The organism is Kribbella shirazensis (assembly GCF_011761605.1).
Lineage (GTDB): Bacteria > Actinomycetota > Actinomycetes > Propionibacteriales > Kribbellaceae > Kribbella > Kribbella shirazensis.
In genome coordinates, this window is record NZ_JAASRO010000001.1 from 5,240,957 (window position 1) to 5,259,161 (window position 18,205).

Below are 18,205 nucleotides of genomic sequence, written 5' to 3' on the forward strand. Positions count from 1 at the left end.
TGAATCACTGGTCTGGCTCCACCTCGCGTGCCGCACAAGCGACCCGGGTCACTCCGGTCACTCCGAGGCGATGGCGCGCAGGACGTCCAGCCGGGCCGCCCGGCGCGACGGCCAGACAGCGGCCAGTACGCCGAACCCGACAGCCACCGCGGCGGCGATGACGAGTTGCAGCACCGGGATGTCCCGGACGGCGAGCCCGTCGTCCACCATCGCCGACTGGATCGACGACGCGACCGCCACCCCGATCGCCAGGCCGAGCAGCGACCCGAGCGACGTGATCGCGATCGACTCGACCCGCAACATCCGGCTCAGCTGCGGCCGGTCCATCCCGATCGCCCGCAGCAGGCCGATCTCCCGGGTCCGCTCGACCACGCCGAGCGCGAGCGTGTTGACGATGCCGAGCAGCGCGATCAGGATCGCCAGCGCGAGCAGGAACCCGACCCCGGCGAGCACCCCGTTCACGGGCAGCCGGGCGTCGGCGGAGTACGCCTGCTGGTCGCGGACCCGGATCGACGGGTAGTCCTTCGTGAACTGCTCGACGAGCCCGGCCCGGACCTGTCCCACCTGGTTGCCCTTGGCAACATCGACGTACACCAGGGTGTCGGTCGCCGCGCCACCCAACGCGTCGTACGTCGGGAGCGACACGACGACCGCGTTGAGTTGCCGGTTCGGGGCGAGGATGCCGCCGACGGTCAGCCGGTGCGTGCCGGTCGCCGTCTTCAGGTCGAACGTCTTGCCGACACCGACGCCGAGTGTCTTGGCCAGGTTCCGGGGGAGGAGGGCCTGGCCGGCGCCGAGCGCCGCCGCGGACCCGGAGTCGAACGTCGTCGTGATCGGCCCGTCGAGTGTGCCGTCGCTGATGCCGCTGACCTTCACGTTCGTCGGTCCGACCTGGCCGGACTCCTCCCGGACCCGGTGCACCGACTCGACGCCGGCGACCTTGGCCGCCCGGTCGCCGACCTCGGGGCTGAAGCTGGACGTGCCCTCGCTCGAGATCAGGATGTCGGAGGTGCCGAGCGATTCGACGATGCCCTCGTTGATCGAGGCCTTCGCGGACGCGGCGATCACCAGCAGGCCGCTGATCAGCGAGACCGAGATCATCAGTGCGGACGCGGTGGCCGAGGTACGCCGCGGGTTCCGCTCGGCGTTGCGGCGGCCGAGGGTGACAGGCGCCTTGCGGCCGAACGGGTACATCAGCGCGCGGACGACGTACCGGCTGAGCAGCGGGTTGAGCATCACGACGGCGAGTACGGCGATCCCGGCGGCGAGCGTGATGAGTACGACGCCCGGGAGACCGCCGGCGTTCATGCCGAGCCCGTAGAGGAGCACCGCCATCAGCAGCATGAAGGCGCCGATCAGGCCCCGGACGAGCAGCGAACGTTCCGGGATGCTCACGTCGTCGCGCATCGCGGCGACCGGCGGGAGCTTGCCGGCCCGGCGCGCCGCCGGGGCCGCCGCGGCCACGGTGACGCCGATGCCGATCACGTAGCAGGCGATGACCGTGCCCGGCGAGACCTGCAGCGACGCGGTCGGGATCCGCAGCTCGAGGAGCTGGTAGATCGCGCGGATCACGACCGCGACGCCGACGCCGATCAGCAGGCCGAAGGTGGCGCCGAGGAAGCCGATCACTGTGCTCTCGACGAGGATCGTGCGGGTCACCTGCCCACGGGAGGCACCGATCGCGCGGAGCATTGCGAGCTCACGGGACCGCTGCGCGACCACCATCGCGAACGTGTTGACGATCAGGAACGCGCCGACGAACAGCGCGAGGCAGGCGAACAGCATGAGGACGGTGCCGAAGCCGCCGAAGGTGTTGTCGAGGTCGTGCTCTCCGTCCGCGGTGACCTGCTTGGCCGTCCGCACCTTGACCGAGTCGCCGATCTCCTTGCTGATCGCCTGGCTGACCGTGTCCGGGTCCGAACCGGGCTTGACCGAGACGGTGATCGACGTCCAGCCCGGCTCGCCGAGCAGCAGGAGCTGGGCGGTCGCGCCGTCGAAGCTGACCAGCGGTGCACCGGCCGCGGCACCGGCGACCGCCGGGGTGGTGGTCGCGGTGAGGGTCGCGGTGACGGCCCGGACCGGCGTGACGATCCGGACCTTGTCACCGAGGTGGTAGCCCGCGCGGGAGGCCGTCGACTCGTCGAGCGCGAGTTGCTCGCTGCCCGACGGAGCGACGCCCTGGACCACCTTGAACGGCGCGGTCCGGGGATCGAGCGGCCAGGAGGCGCCGAAGCTGGTCAGGCCGTAGTTCTGCACCAGCTTGCCGTCCGGGCCGAGGATCTCGACGTTGCTGATCAGCAGCTGCGGGCGCGCGTCGGCGACGCCCGGGACGACGCGGACGCGGTCGAGGACCGCGGACTGGAATGTCGCCGGCCGGTCGGTGCCGGTCGCGATCGGAGCGGACGGCGTGACGGTGATGTCCGCCGTACTGACGGCGAAGTTCTTCTTCAGTGCGGTGGACAGGGTGTCGGTGAAGACCATCGCGCCACCGGCGAACGCGACGCCGAGGGTGACGGCGACGGTGCACAGCACGAAGCGCAGCCGGTGTGCGAGGACCGAGCGGAGGCCGAGCTTGAACATCAGCCCGCCAGCTCGTCCGCGGCGTCGTCGGGCGCGCCGCCGGTCCGGCGGGCTCCCTCGTCCTGGTCGTCCTGGTCGGCGTCGAGTTTTTTCATCGCGTCGAGCACGGACTCGGCCGTCGGGTCGAGAAGCTCGGACTGCAGGATGCCGTCGGCAAGGAACAGGACGCGGTCGGCGTACGACGCGGCGGTCGGGTCGTGGGTGACCATCACGACGGTCTGGTCGTAGTCGCGCACGGACCGGTGCAGGAAGTCCAGGACGTCACCGGACGAGCGGGAGTCGAGGTTGCCGGTCGGCTCGTCGGCGAACACGACGTCCGGGCGGGACACCAGCGCGCGGGCGCAGGCGACCCGCTGCTGCTGACCGCCGGACAGCTGGGACGGGCGGTGGCGGAGACGGTCGGTGAGCCCGATCGCCTCGACGACCGTGGCCAGCCAGTCCTGGTCGGGCTTGCGGCCGGCGAGGTCGAGGGGGAGCGTGATGTTCTCCAGCGCCGACAGCGTCGGGACCAGGTTGAACGCCTGGAACACGAACCCGATCCGGTCGCGGCGCAGGTGGGTGAGCTGCTTCTCGGGCAGCGTGGTCAGATCGACGTCGCCGAGCAGGACCTTTCCGTCGGTCGGAGTGTCCAGCCCCGCGAGACAGTGCAGCAACGTGGACTTGCCGGAGCCCGACGGCCCCATGATCGCGGTGAACCGGCCCTTCCCGAAGTCCGCACTCACCCCGGCCAGCGCATCAACCTGCGTCGACCCACCGCCGTACCGCTTCCAGACCTCGACCGCCCGCACCGCGACATCGCCCACGCTCATGCGACGAACCGTATCGACCCGAGGTTCCTCTCCCGGGGTGGAGGTCAGGACCTAACCGTCGACCGTGATCAGGTCGACGCCGGCCGATTCGGCCGCGACCTCCTCGACGGAGCGGGTGGGCAGTGGCGGCGGGGTGCCTCCGAAGGCGGGGCAGATCGCTTTGTGGTCGCACCAGTCGCAGAGCGGGCCGGGGCTGGGGCGCCAGTCGCCGGAGTCGAGGGCGCGGGTGATCGCGGTCCACAGCGCGGAGACCTTGCGCTCGCAGGCGCGCAGATCGGCCTCGTCGGGGACGTAGCGGACGATCTCACCGTTGCCGAGGTAGACCAGCTGCAGCATCGCCGGTACGACGCCGCGCAGCTTCCACAGCACCAGCGCATAGAACTTCATCTGGAACAGCGCCTTCGCCTCGAAGAACTCCGACGGCGAGCGGCCGGTCTTGTAGTCGACGACCCGGATCTCGCCGGTCGGCGCGACGTCGAGCCGGTCGACGTACCCCCGCAGTACCAGACCGGAGTCCAGCGCTGTCTCGACGTACAGCTCGCGCTCGGCGGGCTCCAGCGCGTTCGGGTCCTCGAGTGTGAAGTACTTGCCGAGCAGCTCGTGTGCCTCGGCGAGCCACTTCGCCAGCTCATCGCCGCTCGCGTCCTCCGCGAACAGCTCGGCGACCTCCGGCTCCTCCTCGAGGACGCGCTGCCACTGCGGCTCGAGCATCTGCGCCGCCTGCTCCGGCGTCCGCTGCCCGCGCGGCAGGTCGAACAACCGCTCCAGCACGGCATGGACGACCGTCCCGCGGACGGCGGCCGCGGACGGCTTCTCCGGCAGCCGGTCCACGACCCGGAACCGGTACTTCAGCGGGCAGCTCATGAAGTCCGCGGCTCGAGAGGGCGACAAGGCTCCTCGCGGATGCACATGCGGATCGACAGCTGCTGCAACGCTCATGCCCAAACCCTAGGCACAACCGCCGACACTTTGCGCGCACCCCGCCCGGGCCTGTGGAAAACCCCTCCCAGCAAACTCCCAGCGAACTCACTGCCGGCGCCCGGCGTACGGCGTCATGCTCGAAGCATGACCCCACCCCGGAATCCACCACCGAACCACGACCGCGGCCTCGAGTACGACCTCGCGACCCTGCACCGCCGGCGCTTCCTCGGCCTGTTCACCGCCGCCGGCCTCGCCGCCGTCGCAGGCTGCACGACCGACGACCCCGCCACCACCTCCAGTACTCCGTCGACCACGGCAACGACCGGCGCCACCGACGTGGACGAGATCCCGCAGGAGACCGGCGGACCGTACCCGGGCGACGGGTCCAACGGCCCCAACGTGCTCACCCAGTCCGGCATCGTGCGCAGCGACATCACCAAGTCGTTCGGCTCCGCGTCAGGCGTCGCGACCGGCGTACCGCTGTCGGTCCAGCTCACCGTCGTCGACGCCGACCAGGACCAGCCGATCGCGGGTGCCGCCGTCTACCTGTGGCACTGCGACGCGGAGGGCCGGTACTCCCTGTACTCCGACGGCGTCACGAACGAGAACTACCTGCGCGGCGTCCAGCCGGCCGACGGCTCGGGCAAGGTCACGTTCACCACGATCTTCCCCGCCGCGTACCCCGGTCGCTGGCCGCACATCCACTTCGAGGTGTACTCGAGCCTCGACGAGGCGACGAAGGCCGGCCAGATCACCCGCACCTCGCAGCTCGCCCTTCCCGAGGACGTCTGCGGCACGGTGTACGCCACCGACGGGTACGACGGCAGCGCGCAGAACCTCGGCCAGACGTCGCTCGAGAACGACAACGTGTTCGGCGACGACAACGGCGTACGCCAGCTCGCGACCGTCACCGGGGACGCCGGCAGCGGGTACGTCGCCACGCTGACGGTGGGTGTGTAGCAGCCGGTTACCGGCGGCCCAGTAGCGTTGGCTTGATGCCAGACTCGCGCGACTCCCAGAATCCCGCCCAGCCGGCCGGTCAGACGCCTCCCGGAACCTGGGTTCTCGGTCGCGTGCGCGGGATCAAACTGACCATGCGGTTCACCTGGCTGCCGGTGGCGATGCTGCTCGCGATCGGGTTCGCGACGATCATCGGGCGGCAGTTCCCGGAGCTCGGCGGCTGGCGGTACGTCGCTGCGTTCGCGTTCGTGATCGCGTTCACGGTGTCGATCCTGATCCACGAGCTGGCGCACGCGCTGATGGCGATGCGGTTCGGCATCCCGGTCTCCGAGATCAACCTCGGCTTCTTCGCGGCCGGCACCCACATCGAGGGCGAGCGGAAGTCGCCGCTGGAGGAGTTCGCGGTCTCGGTGGTCGGCCCGGTCGCCTCGCTGATCGTCGGCGGACTCGCGTACCTCGCGTCGCGTGCCTTCGACGAGGGCGTCGGGTACGTCGCGCTGTGGGAGCTCGGCATCGCGAACCTGATCGTCGGCGTCACGAACCTGCTTCCCGGCCTGCCGCTCGACGGCGGCTGGGTGCTGCGCGCAATCGTCTGGAAGATCACCGGCAACATGCACACCGGCACGATCGCGGCGGCCTGGGCCGGCCGGATCCTCGCGATGCTGGTGCTGGCGGCGCCGGTGCTGATCCAGGAGGTCTGGGGCCGAGAGCCGTCGCTGATCGACTTCGTCATCGCGCTGCTGATCGGCTTCTTCCTCTGGTCCGGGTCGACGGCATCGCTGATGCAGGCCCGGCTGCGGCGCAAACTGCCCGCGCTCCAGGTCCGTACGCTGGCCCGCCGCGCCATCGCCGTACATTCCGGTACGCCGCTCTCGGAGGCCGTCCGGATGGCCGCCCAGTCCCAGGCCGGAGCGGTCGTGGTGATCGACGGCGACGGCAAGCCGCACGCCCTGGTGTCGGAGTCCGCGGTCGCGGCGGTCGCCGAGAACCAGCGCCCGTGGACCACGGTGAGCGAGGTCTCGACCCGGATCGGCGGGGGCCACATCATCGGCGTCAACGACACCGGCGAGGAGATCCTCGCCACACTCCGTCAGCACCCGTCGTCGGAGTACCTCGTGCTGGACGCCGACGGCGGCGTGTACGGCGTGCTCGCGACCGCGGATGTGGAACGCGCGTTCCGGGCTCGCTGATTACTCGGTTCCGGTGACCGAAAGTTAAGGTGAGCGCCTTATGGCTGACTTGCGCGACTTTCCCGACAAGGCGTTCTCCGGCGTCCATCACGGACCGCTGCAGGAGGGCGAGTGGATCACCCTGCAGGACTCCAAGGGCCGCCGGCACTCGGTGAAACTGGAGCGCGGGAAGATCTTCCACACCACCAAGGGCGGGATCGCGCACGACGACCTGATCGACGGCCCGGACGCGGTGGTGATCCGGTCCAAGGGCAACGTCGAGTACCTCGCGCTGCGGCCGCTGATGGCCGACTACTCGGTCTCGATGCCGCGCGGCGCGGCGGTGATCTACCCGAAGGACACCGCGCAGATCGTCACGATGGCCGACATCTTCCCGGGCGCGAAGGTGGTCGAGGCGGGCGCCGGGTCCGGCGCGCTGACCACCGCGCTGCTGCGCGCGGTCGGGATCCACGGGCAGGTGATCTCGTTCGAGCGCCGCGAGGACTTCGCCGAGGTCGCCCGGAAGAACGTCACCGGCTTCTTCGGCGGCGAGCACCCGGCCTGGCGGCTCGAGGTCGGCGACCTGGTCGAGAAGCTGAACGAGCAGGACGTCGACCGCGTCGTCCTGGACATGCTCGCCCCCTGGGAGTGCGTGGACGCGGTCGCTGAGGCACTTTCACCCGGTGGGGTGTTCTGTGCCTATGTGGCCACCACGACGCAGCTGAGCCGGGTTGTGGAGACGCTGAGGGCACATGGCGAGTTCACCGAGCCGCGCGCGTGGGAGTCGCTCGTGCGAGACTGGCACGTGGAGGGTCTCGCCGTTCGCCCGGGTCACCGGATGCAGGGACACACAGCGTTCCTGGTCACCGCACGGCGGATGGCGCACGGGGTGCAGGCGCCCCGGAAGAAGCGCCGTCCGGCACCGGGCGCGTACGGCGACGACTACCTCGGCCCGCGCCGCGCCGAGGCCGGCACCGCGCCCGCCACTGAACCCGCCACCGAATCCGCCGGCGACATGCCGCAGGCAACGGAGTCATCCGCAACCGACACGTGATGGGATTCAGCTTGCCCGGGGAGGTTTTCTGGGTAAGGTCCATAGGGTCGAGCCCCACATGGTGAGGTGATGATCGTGGCTGGAGACGAGAGTCCTACCGCGGCAGAACTGCGTAACCAGGTCCGGTACCTGGAAGCCGAAGTCGCGGCGTTGCGACGTCGGCTGCTGGAGCACCCGGCGGACAGCCGGTCGCTCGAGAGCAGACTGTCCGAAACCCAGGCCTCCTTGGCGAGTGTCACCGCTCAGAACGAGCGGCTGGCCGACACGCTGCGCGAGGCGCGAGAGAAGATCATCGCCCTGAAGGAGGAGGTCGACCGGCTGGCGCAACCGCCCTCCGGATTCGGCACCTTCCTCGGACGGAACGAAGACGACACGCTGGACGTGTTCACCGGTGGCCGCAAGCTCCGGGTCGCGGCGAGCCCGTCGGTGGATCTGGACGAGCTCCGGCTCGGCCAGGAACTGATGCTGAACGAAGCACTCAACGTGGTCGAGGCCTGCGAGTTCGAGGTCGTCGGCGACGTGGTGATGCTGAAGGAGCTGCTCGCCGACGGCGAGCGGGCGCTGGTCATCGCGCAGGCGGACGAGGAGCGGATCGTCAGGCTCGCCTCGCCGCTGCTCGACGTACCGCTGCGGGCCGGCGACTCGCTGCTGCTCGAGCCACGCTCCGGGTATGTGTACGAGAAGATCCCGAAGTCCGAGGTCGAGGAGCTGATCCTCGAAGAGGTCCCGGACATCGACTACACCCACATCGGCGGTCTGGGCGGCCAGATCGACCAGATCCGCGACGCGGTCGAGCTGCCGTACCTGCACAAGGAACTGTTCCTCGAGCACGAGCTCAAGCCGCCGAAGGGCGTGCTGCTCTACGGCCCGCCCGGCTGCGGCAAGACGCTGATCGCCAAGGCGGTGGCGAACTCGCTGGCCAAGAAGGTCGCAGAGCGCACCGGGACCGAGGGGCAGAAGTCCTACTTCCTCAACATCAAGGGCCCGGAGCTGCTGAACAAGTACGTCGGCGAGACCGAGCGGCACATCCGCCTGGTCTTCCAGCGGGCCCGCGAGAAGGCGTCCGAGGGCATGCCGGTGATCGTGTTCTTCGACGAGATGGATTCGTTGTTCCGGACCCGCGGCAGCGGGGTGTCCTCCGACGTGGAGAACACGATCGTTCCGCAGCTGCTGAGCGAGATCGACGGTGTCGAGGGCCTGGAGAACGTCATCGTCATCGGCGCCTCGAACCGCGAGGACATGATCGACCCGGCGATCCTGCGGCCCGGCCGGCTGGACGTGAAGATCAAGATCGAGCGCCCCGACGCGGAAGCGGCCCGGGACATCTTCTCGAAGTACCTGACCATCGGGCTCCCGCTGCACCCCGACGACCTCAACGAGTTCGCGGGCGACCGGCAGGCGTGCGTGGACGGAATGATCCAGCGCACGGTCGAGCGGATGTACACCGAGGCCGACGAGAACCGCTTCCTCGAGGTCACCTACGCCAACGGTGACAAGGAGGTCCTGTACTTCAAGGACTTCAACTCGGGCGCGATGATCCAGAACATCGTCGACCGGGCGAAGAAGATGGCGATCAAGGCGTTCCTGGACGAGAACCAGAAGGGCCTGCGGGTGCAGCACCTGCTGCAGGCCTGCGTGGACGAGTTCAAGGAGAACGAGGACCTGCCGAACACCACCAACCCGGACGACTGGGCCCGGATCTCCGGCAAGAAGGGCGAGCGGATCGTCTACATCCGGACGCTCATCTCCGGCAAGCAGGGCACCGAGCCCGGACGGTCGATCGACACCGCGACCAACACGGGTCAGTACCTGTAAACACGCCGTACGACGAACCGCCCCTGGACCGAGCGTCCGGGGGCGGTTCTCGTCGTGGCAGGAACGTGCAACCCGCCGGGCTCCGGCCATTGCCGCCACCAGGATGAGTCGCGTTCTTGTCCTGAGGCGGAGGAGTGGGAGATGAAGAAGGCCGGTGTCACGGCCGCGACGGCGGGGCTGCTCGTCAGCGCGCTGGTCGGCGGTGCGGTGTGGGCAGGTGTGCTGCCGAGCGCGTCGGGAGCGACGAGCGGGGAGATCACCCCGGCGGCCGGGGCGGTCGAGGCGAGTACGAGCGACGACAACGTGGCCGCGAACGTGGTCGACGACGATCTCGGGACGCGCTGGTCCGGGAAGGGTGATGGAGCGTGGCTGGAACTGGATCTCGGCACCGCGACGACCGTGTCCGCGGTCAAGCTGGCCGTCTACAACGGAGACGAGCGGCGCAACGACTTCGAGCTCCAGGTGTCGAGTGGTAGCAGCTGGAAGACCGTGTACGACGGCACCAGCAGCGGTTCCACCACCGGGTTGCAGACGTTCGACATCACCGACGTCACCACGACGAAGATCCGGTACGTCGGCCACGGCTACATCCCCGAGGACGATGACGACGACCGCGGCGTGTGGAACAGCGTGACCGAGGTCCAGGTGTGGGGTGCCGGACCCAGCCACCCGCCCACAACCCCGCCGACGACGCCGCCGACGAATCATCCGGGTGGTGACGTGCCGGCGGAGGTCCTGGACCTGAAGAACTGGAAGGTGACGCTGCCGACCGGCGGCGACGAGAAGCCGACCGAGATCAAGCAGCCGGCGCTGGCGACGTACACCAATGACCCGTTGTTCAAGGTCATGGGCAACGGTGTGCAGTTCCGGGCGCCCGTGAACGGAGTGACGACGAGCGGCTCGAGCTACCCACGGTCGGAACTGCGGGAGATGACCGCCAACGGGACCCAGAACGCGGCCTGGTCGTCCACGTCGGGCACCCACACGCTGACCGTGAAGGAGGCGTTCACGAAGCTGCCGGCCGGCAAGCCGCACGTCGTCGGGGCGCAGATCCACGGCGGTGACGACGACGTGACGGTGTTCCGGCTGGAGGGCTCCAAGCTGTACGTCACCGACGGCGACAACCCGCACCACAAGCTGGTCACGTCGAGCTACACGTTGGGTACGCCGTTCGAGGCGAAGTTCGTGGTGTCCGGCGGCAAGGTGCGGGCCTACTACAACGGCGTACTGCAGACCACGCTGTCGAAGTCGCTCAGCGGTGCGTACTTCAAGGCCGGCGCCTACACGCAGGCGAATTGCGAGAACTCCTCGCCCTGCAGCAGTTCGAACTACGGCGAGGTGCAGATCTACGACCTGTTGGTCCAGCACAGCTGATCACGCGTCTGGGGTGCCGCTGGGGTTTCCCCTGATACCCCCGGCGGCACGCCGGACGTACCGTGCTGACATGGCGACGGACGAGGTACGCAAGGACCTGCGCGCGGCGGTGGCCGCGCGGCAGGAGCTGGGGCCGGAGTACGAGGACGCGATCATCGACAGCTTCCTCGAGAAGCTGGACGCCCGCGAGGCCCAGCGCCACGGACAGGACCTCGAGTTCCGGCGGCGGGACCAGATGCTGGAGGCGGCCGGCCTGAAGCGCCGCGAGACCGACCCCGGCGGCCTGGCCCTGGCGATCGTGTCGATCGTCGCCGCGATCCCGATCACTGCGATCGCGGCCGACATGATCGGCCCCTTCGGTGTGCTGATCGCCTGGGCGGGTCTGGTCGGCATCAACTTCGCCCGCACCATCGCCCGCCGCGGCTGACCAGCGCTACTTCGGCTCGATCGGGATCAGTCGGGACTGGGCGTCGTACGCTCGCACCTCCTGGCGCAGGGCGCTGGCATTGAGGCCCGAGTGCATTCGGTTGTCCGTGTAGGCGTAGCCGCTGTCGACGTAGCCCCGTTGCCAGGGACCCACGGTGCCGTTCCAGACGTAGCGCGATTCGACCCGGGCGATCTCCGGCCGGGCCCGGTAGAGCATCCAGATCCGGGACTCCGGCTTCGGATCCGAAGTCGAGGAGGTGCCTCCGGTGAGGCTTGCGAGGCCCTCCTTCTTTGTCGGCAAGGTGTTCCACCACACCGCCGGCGGCGTTCTCTGCCACGAGCCGGCGCCGGATGGGGCCAGGCAGGATGAGATGCCAGAGGCTCCGGACCCCTTGATGATCATCAGGATCTCGGTGCTTTTCGGCGTCTTGCCCGGTACCCGCCGCGCCCAGACAACAGTGAGCGGTCGCTTGAGCGGGCCGTGCTGGCGGCGCTCGCACGACTTCGCGAAGGCGGCGACCGCCTCGGCGTCGGGCACCTCGTCGAGGCCGGTCCGGGCGGCAGTCGGCGTTGCTGCCGTGGCAGTACCGGTGACTCCGGAATCGTCGGACGGCCTGTTGGTGACGACGAGCGTGCCGGCCACCACTGCGGCCACGGCCGCGACACCGACAGCCGGGGCGATCCAGCGGCGGATGGGGCGTGGAGTGGCGGGCCGAGTCTTGTCCATCACCCGGCTGCGGAGCCGGGACCGCTCGGCGGCGGTCAGCGGAGCGACCGGCGGCGGGTCGAGTCTGGTGTTCATGAGAGCTCCTCGGTGAGGTCGACCCGGGTCAGCAGGTCGGGGAAGCGGCGACGAGTGCGGTGCAGGCGGGCCTTGACGGTTCCGACCGGTACGCCGAGCGCGTCCGCGGCCTCGGCGGTCGTGAGTCCGGACCAGACGACGAGCTCGAGGGTCTCGCGTTCGTGCCGGGGAAGTTTGGCGACAGCGCGACGGATCGCCGACATCCGGCGCTCGTCGTCCAGGCGGCGGGCGACGTCCGGGGCATGGTCGTCGTCGGGTGGCGGGTCGGGCAGGCGATCGACCAGCTTGCGCAGCCGGTTCGCCGTACGGAAGAGGGAGTTGCACTCGTGGCGGGCCACCATGAGCAGCCAGCCGCGGGCGCTCGGTGCGGTCAGCGGACCCGGCGGGTTGCGCTGGAAGCGCCGCCAGGTGTTCAGGAACGTCGCCTGGACCACGTCGTCGGCGGTACTCCAGGAGGCGGTCCGCCGGAACGCGAAGGCGCGTACGTCGTCCGCGTACCGGTCGAACAGCTCACCGAGCGCGAAATGGTCCCCGGTGCGCAACCGCTCCCACAGCTCCTCGTCCGGCCCCGGTCCGGGATCGAGGCCTCCGGATCCCGTAGCCATTGACGGCTCCGTATCGTCAATCAGGGTGATCTTCACATCAGCTAATGACCGGCCGCCGACCCAATGGTTGCATCACAGCGAGTTGAGTATGCCGCGCAGTCCGTCGGTGACGTCGTCGGGAAGGTCCAGTAGCAGGCCGCGGTGGACGCCGTACCAGGGGGAGAGACGTGCCCAGTCCTTCGAGCGTTCGACGAGGTCCGGGGACGGCTGGTAGACCTCGAGCAGGCCGGCTGCGACGGCCTCCGGTGCGCCGTTGAGGGGCCAGCAGAGGTCGAGGGCGGGGTCGCCGATCACAGCGTCGGTCCAGTCGATGACGCCCGTGACGCGGCCGTCGGTCATCAGGATGTGATCGGGGCCGAAGTCGCAGTGGATCAAGGATGTCCGGACATTGGCGACGCGGTCGAGCAGTGCGCGCGCGGTGGTCCGGACCTCCGCCGGCAGCAGCGGCACGACCTGGGTCCGGAACTCTTGCAGAAGGGTCGTCTTCTCCGCTGTGGCCGTCTCTGCGTCCTGTGCGCCGCGGAGGACGGCTTCTGACACGTCAACAGTGTGTAGAGCCCTCAGGAACGCCCCTAGCTCCCGCCCGACGGCCTCGTCGCCGTCCGTGAAGGGCTCGCCCAGAAGCATCCGATGGCGTACGCCGTCCGCGGTCAGCTCCGGCAGCGGAACCGGGAGTGGCAGCCGCGGCGCGAGCCTGGGGAGGAGCGTGGTCTCGGCGAGGAGCCGTGGGCGGACCTCCGGGCGGCGTGGAGCACGATGGATCCACTGCCCCTCGATCCAGGCGTGGCTGTCCCAGCCCTCGAGGATCGTCATACGAGACTTCGGACGTACGAACCGAGCAGGGCGGCGGTGTCAGGCATGAACGACCATTCGGTGCCGTCAAGCCTGGCCGCCAGCTCGGCCGGCGACATCCAGGCGCCCCACTCGACCTCTTCCGGCTGGTGCTTCACCGGACCGTCCCACACGCACGTGTACAGGTAGGCGTGGTACCGGGTCTTGTCGTCCGCGTAGTCGCCCTCCGGCAGCCGCGTCAGCTCGACCCCGGAGATCCCGAGCTCTTCCTCCAGCTCCCGTACGACGGCGTGGAACGGGTCCTCACCGGCCGCGACGACGCCACCGGCGGCGAAGTCGTACCGGCCCGGGTAGAGGTCCTTGGTCGGCGTCCGGCGGTGCACGTAGACCTCGCCGGCCGGATTCCGGACAACCACGGCGGTCGCGGCGTGCCGCAGGTTGTCGCGGCGCATGACCGACCGCGGCGCCGAGCCGGTGACCTGGTTGCCGTCGTCGAGAATCGCCACCACTTCGTCCATGGCCGCAGTCTCACAGGTAACCCTGTGGACACGGCAATCCTTTTCGTCGCCGGTACCGCGTAGGCTCAACTCCATGAGTGTTCGGCGGATCATGGGTACCGAGACCGAGTTCGGGATCTCGGTGCCGGGCCAGCCCGGGGCGAACCCGATGCTGACCTCGAGCCAGGTGGTGAACGGCTACGCCCAGACGCAGCCGCTCGCGCGCAAGACCCGGTGGGACTTCGACGAGGAGCACCCGCTGCGGGACGCGCGCGGCTTCGACCTGAGCCGGGAGGTGGCGGACTCCAGCCAGCTCACCGACGAGGAGACCGGCCTGGCGAATGTGATTCTCACCAACGGCGCCCGGCTGTACGTCGACCACGCGCATCCGGAGTACTCCGCGCCCGAGACCACGAATCCGCGCGACGCGGTGGTGTGGGACAAGGCCGGCGAGCTGGTGATCATGGAGGGCGCGCGGCAGGCCCGGCTGATCCCCGGTGCGCCGCAGCTGAACCTCTACAAGAACAACGTCGACAACAAGGGCGCGTCGTACGGCTCCCACGAGAACTACCTGATGCGCCGTTCCACGCCGTTCGCGTCGATCGTGCGGCACCTGACGCCGTTCTTCGTGAGCCGCCAGGTGGTGACCGGGGCGGGCCGCGTCGGCATCGGCCAGGACGGCGCCACGCACGGCTTTCAGCTCAGCCAGCGCGCGGACTACTTCGAGGTCGAGGTAGGCCTGGAAACGACGCTGAAACGGCCGATCATCAACACCCGCGACGAGCCCCATGCGAATCCGGACCGTTACCGCCGGCTGCACGTCATCATCGGCGACGCGAACCTGTCCGAGATCTCGACGTACCTGAAGGTCGGGACGACCGCGCTGGTGCTGTCGATGATCGAGGACGGCTGGCTGACCGACGACCTCGGCGTCGACCGCCCGGTGACGGCGCTGCACGAGGTCAGCCACGACCCGACGTGCACACATCTGCTGACCCTCAAGGACGGCCGCAGGATCACCGCGATCCAGCTGCAGGCGGAGTACCTGGAGCAGGCCCGCAAGTACGTCGAGGACAAGTACGGCGACGACGCGGACCGACAGACCAAGGACGTGCTGCACCGGTGGGAGCAGGTGCTCGACCAGCTCGCCACCGACCCGATGAAGCTGGCCGACCAGCTCGACTGGGTCGCGAAGTACAAGCTGCTGCAGTCCTACCGCGACCGTGACGGCCTGGAGTGGGACGACCCGAAGCTGCACCTGGTCGACCTGCAGTACGCCGACCTGCGCCCGGACAAGGGCCTGTATTACAAGTTGGTGAAATCCGGCCGGATGCAGCGGCTCGTCACCGACGAGGAGATCCGGATGGCCGTCGCGCACCCGCCGACCGACACCCGGGCGTACTTCCGCGGCCGCTGCATGCAGCAGTACGCACCGCAGGTCGCGGCCGCCTCCTGGGACTCGGTGATCTTCGATCTGCCGGGCAAGGAATCGCTCCAGCGGATTCCGACGCTGGACCCGCTGCGGGGCACGAAAGCCCACGTCGGGGCACTTCTTGACCAATGCGACACCGCAAGTGACCTGGTTCGCACCATTACTGGGGGTGCCGCCGGGTAGGGTCGCTATTGAGGGTCGGTTGGGCGGCCCTCCCAGCGGTTCTAGGAGGTGTTTGCCATGGCGAAGGACGGCGGTCAGCAGCACAAGCAGCCGAAGCGTTCGTCGACCGAGGAAGAGGTCGAGCAGGTCGAGGCGTCGGAGGACGTCCAGGAGCGCAAGGAGCGGCTCGACGAGGACGTCGACTCGATCCTGGACGAAATCGACGAGGTGCTCGAGGAGAACGCCGAGGAGTTCGTCCGCGGCTTCGTGCAAAAGGGTGGGGAGTGAACCGCTCGATGACATTCGATGCCTCCGGCCGGTTGCCGGAAGCCTTCCTGACCCCAGGTGGCTCGTCGTTCATGGACTTCCTGGCCGGGCACGCGCCCGACCTGCTGCCCGGACGGCGGTCCCTGGGGCAGGGTGACCTGTCCAGCGAAGTCCCGCACGGGACGACGATCGTCGCGGCCACCTTCCCCGGTGGCGTCGTGATGGCCGGCGACCGGCGGGCCACGATGGGCAACATCATCGCCCAGCGTGACATCGAGAAGGTGTTCCCGGCCGACGAATACTCGGCGGTCGCCTTCGCCGGCTCGGCCGGTTTCGGGATCGAGATGGTCCGGTTGTTCCAGGTCGAGCTGGAGCACTACGAGAAGCTCGAGGGTGCCACGCTCAGCCTGGACGGCAAGGCGAACCGGTTGAGCGCACTGATCCGCGGCAACCTGCCGATGGCGATGCAGGGCCTCACGGTCGTGCCGCTGTTCGCCGGGTACGACCCGGACATCAAGGGCGGCCGGATCTTCTCCTACGACCCGACCGGCGGGCGGTACGAGGAGACCCACTTCCACAGTGTCGGCTCGGGCTCGCTGTTCGCCCGCGGCGCGCTGAAGAAGCTCTACCGCGAGGACCTGTCCGCGACCGACTGCGTCACAGTGGCGATCCAGTCGCTGATCGACGCGGCCGACGACGACTCGGCGACCGGCGGGCCGGACATGCTGCGCCGGATCTTCCCGGTGGTCGGTGTGGTCACCGTCGACGGCTACCGGCGACTGCCGGAGGACGAGGTCGCGGCGCTCGTCGACGCGGCCTGGGAGCAGCGGCACCGGCGGCCCGACGGCCCGGCCTCGGCGACCCTGACCTGACCATCCCGATGATCCTGCCCGATCGACTGATTAGAGGACGACACCTTCGATGAGCGTTCCGTTCTACGTCTCGCCCGAGCAGCTGATGCGGGACCGGGCCGACTTCGCCCGGAAGGGCATCGCCAAGGGCCGCAGCGCGATCGCGCTGCAGTACGCCGACGGCATCTTGTTCGTCGCGGAGAACCGCTCGCCCGCACTGCACAAAGTGGCCGAGATCTACGACCGGATGGCGTTTGCCGCCGTCGGCCGGTACAACGAGTTCGAGAACCTGCGGATCGCCGGCGTCCGGCTCGCCGACATGCGTGGGTACTCCTACGACCGGCGCGACGTCACCGGCCGGGCGCTGGCCAACGCGTACGCGCAGACTCTCGGCGCGATCTTCTCCTCCGGCGGCGAGAAGCCGCTCGAGGTCGAGATCCTGGTCGCCGAGGTCGGCACCAGCGCGGCCGACGACCAGATCTACCGGCTCACCTACGACGGCTCGATCGCGGACGTCCGCGGGTACGCCGTGATGGGCGGCCCGGCCGAACAGGTCGCGGACTACGTCGGCGAGCACTACTCCGACGGCATCTCGCTGGCCGGAGCGCTCCGGCTCGCGGTCGACGCGCTCGGCCACGACGGCACCGAGGTCCGGCAGCTGACCCCGGACCAGCTCGAGGTCGCGGTGCTGGACCGGACCAGGACCCAGGTGCGCAAGTTCAAGCGGATCTCCGAGGAGACCCTGGAGCGCATCCTGTCCGAGTCCAGTCCCGCGGACGACGGCTCCGGCCCGGCGGACTCCGGCGCCGGTGACTCGACGGATTCCGGTGCTTCCGGCAACGGTGCCTCCGGCAACGGTACGTCGGCGCAGTCCGGCGACGGACCGACGGGATCCGCCGACGACGCACCGATCGCCCCGCCGCAGGACGACGCACCGGTCGCGCCACCGGAAGACCCCGACGACCGTCCGCTGTGACGGACCGGCTCGAAAGTTCAGCCGCCACCGACGAGGTGGCGGCTGAACCGTCTCACCGGCCGTTCCATGAGTCGGCCCATGAGTCGGCCCATGAGTCGGCCCATGAGTCGGCCCATGAGTCGGCCCATGAGTCGGCCCATGAGCTGGCCCATGAGCTGGCCCGGTCGGCGGACCCGGCTCCCTGGGAGCTCCTGGGGGAGGAGCCCGGCTTCCAGCGCTTCCTGACCGTGCGGCTGCGCCGGTACCGGATGCCCGACGGCCGCGAGGTCGACTGGGACGTCCTCGGACCCGAGGCGGGGATCAGCGCGGTCACGGTGCTGCCGTTGACGCCGGAGGGCCGGATCGTGACGATCCGGATGTTCCGCGCAGGCCCCGACAGCATCGTCACGAACCTCCCCGGCGGTCGCGTCGAGCCCGGCGAGGACGTAGCGGTGGCCGGTGCGCGCGAGCTGGAAGAGGAGACCGGCTACACCTGCGAGACGCTCGACGTGGTCGGCTGGCAGTGGTCCGGTTCGTCGTCGACGTTCCGCAAGTACGTCGCGATCGCCCGCGGCTGCCGCCCCGACGGCAAACAGCAACTCGACGAGGCCGAGGACTGCGTCCCGGTCGAGCTGTCCGTGGACGCCTTCCGCGCCGAGCTCCGCACCCCCGGCGCGATGACCGGAATCGACGCCGCCTATCTCGCGCTCGACCACGCGGGCCTGCTCTGATGG

The 18,205-nt window shown here is 69.3% G+C and carries 18 protein-coding genes; 11 read left to right on the top strand and 7 right to left on the bottom strand.

The window, feature by feature from the left end:
* Positions 1-57: 57 nt before the first annotated feature.
* Genes BJY22_RS25335 through BJY22_RS25345 form a run of 3 tightly spaced genes read right to left on the bottom strand, consistent with a single transcriptional unit; the run spans position 58 to position 4,328 of the window.
* Positions 58-2,580: an ABC transporter permease gene (locus BJY22_RS25335; RefSeq protein WP_167210999.1), complete on the bottom strand. Its 2,523-nt coding sequence runs from the start codon at positions 2,578-2,580 to the stop codon at positions 58-60.
* A complete protein-coding gene (locus BJY22_RS25340) occupies positions 2,580-3,389 on the bottom strand; it encodes an ABC transporter ATP-binding protein (RefSeq protein WP_167211002.1) in 810 nt (269 codons plus the stop codon). The genes BJY22_RS25335 and BJY22_RS25340 overlap by 1 nt, the downstream gene beginning before the upstream one ends.
* 51 nt (positions 3,390-3,440) lie before the next feature.
* Positions 3,441-4,328 (bottom strand): RecB family exonuclease, encoded by an 888-nt coding sequence (locus BJY22_RS25345; RefSeq protein ID WP_167211005.1) that lies wholly within the window; start codon positions 4,326-4,328, stop codon positions 3,441-3,443.
* A gap of 126 nt (positions 4,329-4,454) precedes the next feature.
* Between BJY22_RS25345 and BJY22_RS25350 the strand changes: the two genes are divergently transcribed.
* From BJY22_RS25350 to BJY22_RS25375, 6 genes are all read left to right on the top strand, one after another.
* Entirely contained in the window at positions 4,455-5,270 is an 816-nt protein-coding gene (locus tag BJY22_RS25350; protein WP_167211008.1) for an intradiol ring-cleavage dioxygenase, read from the top strand.
* Between the two features lie 35 nt (positions 5,271-5,305).
* Complete coding sequence (locus tag BJY22_RS25355) at positions 5,306-6,460, top strand: site-2 protease family protein (protein ID WP_238350455.1); 1,155 nt, start codon at positions 5,306-5,308, stop codon at positions 6,458-6,460.
* Positions 6,461-6,500: 40 nt separating this feature from the next.
* Positions 6,501-7,493, top strand: a complete 993-nt coding sequence (locus tag BJY22_RS25360) for a tRNA (adenine-N1)-methyltransferase (RefSeq protein WP_167211012.1) — start codon at positions 6,501-6,503, stop codon at positions 7,491-7,493.
* Between the two features lie 69 nt (positions 7,494-7,562).
* Positions 7,563-9,308: a proteasome ATPase gene (arc, locus tag BJY22_RS25365; RefSeq protein WP_167211015.1), complete on the top strand. Its 1,746-nt coding sequence runs from the start codon at positions 7,563-7,565 to the stop codon at positions 9,306-9,308.
* A gap of 141 nt (positions 9,309-9,449) precedes the next feature.
* On the top strand, positions 9,450-10,682 hold the full coding sequence (locus BJY22_RS25370) for a polysaccharide lyase family 7 protein (RefSeq protein WP_167211018.1): 1,233 nt from the start codon (positions 9,450-9,452) through the stop codon (positions 10,680-10,682).
* Positions 10,683-10,752: 70 nt separating this feature from the next.
* Complete coding sequence (locus BJY22_RS25375) at positions 10,753-11,109, top strand: hypothetical protein (RefSeq protein WP_167211021.1); 357 nt, start codon at positions 10,753-10,755, stop codon at positions 11,107-11,109.
* Positions 11,110-11,115: 6 nt separating this feature from the next.
* On the opposite strand, the gene BJY22_RS25380 is transcribed toward BJY22_RS25375, so the two are convergent.
* The 4 genes from BJY22_RS25380 to BJY22_RS25395 all read right to left on the bottom strand — a co-directional run bounded on the left by BJY22_RS25380 (position 11,116) and on the right by BJY22_RS25395 (position 13,825).
* The gene (locus BJY22_RS25380; RefSeq protein ID WP_167211024.1) at positions 11,116-11,910 is read right to left on the bottom strand and encodes a hypothetical protein; all 795 of its coding nucleotides are present in this window, start codon (positions 11,908-11,910) and stop codon (positions 11,116-11,118) included.
* Positions 11,907-12,515, bottom strand: a complete 609-nt coding sequence (locus BJY22_RS25385; protein ID WP_202891256.1) for an RNA polymerase sigma factor — start codon at positions 12,513-12,515, stop codon at positions 11,907-11,909. The genes BJY22_RS25380 and BJY22_RS25385 overlap by 4 nt, the downstream gene beginning before the upstream one ends.
* A 72-nt stretch (positions 12,516-12,587) precedes the next feature.
* On the bottom strand, positions 12,588-13,328 hold the full coding sequence (locus BJY22_RS25390) for a phosphotransferase (protein ID WP_167211030.1): 741 nt from the start codon (positions 13,326-13,328) through the stop codon (positions 12,588-12,590).
* A complete protein-coding gene (locus BJY22_RS25395; protein WP_167211033.1) occupies positions 13,325-13,825 on the bottom strand; it encodes an NUDIX hydrolase in 501 nt (166 codons plus the stop codon). Before BJY22_RS25395 ends, BJY22_RS25390 begins: the two co-directional genes overlap by 4 nt.
* 73 nt (positions 13,826-13,898) lie before the next feature.
* Between BJY22_RS25395 and dop the strand changes: the two genes are divergently transcribed.
* The 5 genes from dop to BJY22_RS43085 are packed head-to-tail and all read left to right on the top strand — an operon-like array spanning position 13,899 to position 18,202.
* On the top strand, positions 13,899-15,419 hold the full coding sequence (gene dop, locus BJY22_RS25400; RefSeq protein WP_167211036.1) for a depupylase/deamidase Dop: 1,521 nt from the start codon (positions 13,899-13,901) through the stop codon (positions 15,417-15,419).
* A gap of 57 nt (positions 15,420-15,476) precedes the next feature.
* Entirely contained in the window at positions 15,477-15,686 is a 210-nt protein-coding gene (locus BJY22_RS25405) for a ubiquitin-like protein Pup (RefSeq protein ID WP_130448384.1), read from the top strand.
* 8 nt (positions 15,687-15,694) lie between these two features.
* Positions 15,695-16,537, top strand: coding sequence for a proteasome subunit beta (gene prcB / locus BJY22_RS25410; protein ID WP_167211039.1), 843 nt, complete (start codon positions 15,695-15,697; stop codon positions 16,535-16,537).
* Between the two features lie 49 nt (positions 16,538-16,586).
* Positions 16,587-17,492, top strand: a complete 906-nt coding sequence (gene prcA / locus BJY22_RS25415) for a proteasome subunit alpha (protein WP_167211042.1) — start codon at positions 16,587-16,589, stop codon at positions 17,490-17,492.
* On the top strand, positions 17,489-18,202 hold the full coding sequence (locus tag BJY22_RS43085) for an NUDIX domain-containing protein (RefSeq protein ID WP_167211045.1): 714 nt from the start codon (positions 17,489-17,491) through the stop codon (positions 18,200-18,202). Before prcA ends, BJY22_RS43085 begins: the two co-directional genes overlap by 4 nt.
* The last annotated feature ends 3 nt before the right edge of the window (positions 18,203-18,205 follow it).

Excerpts from the sequence above, each read along its gene's own strand:
- BJY22_RS25335 (WP_167210999.1), bottom strand. The coding sequence starts at position 2,580 with ATGTTCAAGCTCGGCCTCCGCTCGGTCCTCGCACACCGGCTGCGCTTC.
- BJY22_RS25340 (WP_167211002.1), bottom strand. The coding sequence starts at position 3,389 with ATGAGCGTGGGCGATGTCGCGGTGCGGGCGGTCGAGGTCTGGAAGCGG.
- BJY22_RS25345 (WP_167211005.1), bottom strand. The coding sequence starts at position 4,328 with ATGAGCGTTGCAGCAGCTGTCGATCCGCATGTGCATCCGCGAGGAGCC.
- BJY22_RS25350 (WP_167211008.1), top strand. The coding sequence starts at position 4,455 with ATGACCCCACCCCGGAATCCACCACCGAACCACGACCGCGGCCTCGAG.
- BJY22_RS25355 (WP_238350455.1), top strand. The coding sequence starts at position 5,306 with ATGCCAGACTCGCGCGACTCCCAGAATCCCGCCCAGCCGGCCGGTCAG.
- BJY22_RS25360 (WP_167211012.1), top strand. The coding sequence starts at position 6,501 with ATGGCTGACTTGCGCGACTTTCCCGACAAGGCGTTCTCCGGCGTCCAT.
- arc (WP_167211015.1), top strand. The coding sequence starts at position 7,563 with ATGATCGTGGCTGGAGACGAGAGTCCTACCGCGGCAGAACTGCGTAAC.
- BJY22_RS25370 (WP_167211018.1), top strand. The coding sequence starts at position 9,450 with ATGAAGAAGGCCGGTGTCACGGCCGCGACGGCGGGGCTGCTCGTCAGC.
- BJY22_RS25375 (WP_167211021.1), top strand. The coding sequence starts at position 10,753 with ATGGCGACGGACGAGGTACGCAAGGACCTGCGCGCGGCGGTGGCCGCG.
- BJY22_RS25380 (WP_167211024.1), bottom strand. The coding sequence starts at position 11,910 with ATGAACACCAGACTCGACCCGCCGCCGGTCGCTCCGCTGACCGCCGCC.
- BJY22_RS25385 (WP_202891256.1), bottom strand. The coding sequence starts at position 12,515 with ATGGCTACGGGATCCGGAGGCCTCGATCCCGGACCGGGGCCGGACGAG.
- BJY22_RS25390 (WP_167211030.1), bottom strand. The coding sequence starts at position 13,328 with ATGACGATCCTCGAGGGCTGGGACAGCCACGCCTGGATCGAGGGGCAG.
- BJY22_RS25395 (WP_167211033.1), bottom strand. The coding sequence starts at position 13,825 with ATGGACGAAGTGGTGGCGATTCTCGACGACGGCAACCAGGTCACCGGC.
- dop (WP_167211036.1), top strand. The coding sequence starts at position 13,899 with ATGAGTGTTCGGCGGATCATGGGTACCGAGACCGAGTTCGGGATCTCG.
- BJY22_RS25405 (WP_130448384.1), top strand. The coding sequence starts at position 15,477 with ATGGCGAAGGACGGCGGTCAGCAGCACAAGCAGCCGAAGCGTTCGTCG.
- prcB (WP_167211039.1), top strand. The coding sequence starts at position 15,695 with ATGACATTCGATGCCTCCGGCCGGTTGCCGGAAGCCTTCCTGACCCCA.
- prcA (WP_167211042.1), top strand. The coding sequence starts at position 16,587 with ATGAGCGTTCCGTTCTACGTCTCGCCCGAGCAGCTGATGCGGGACCGG.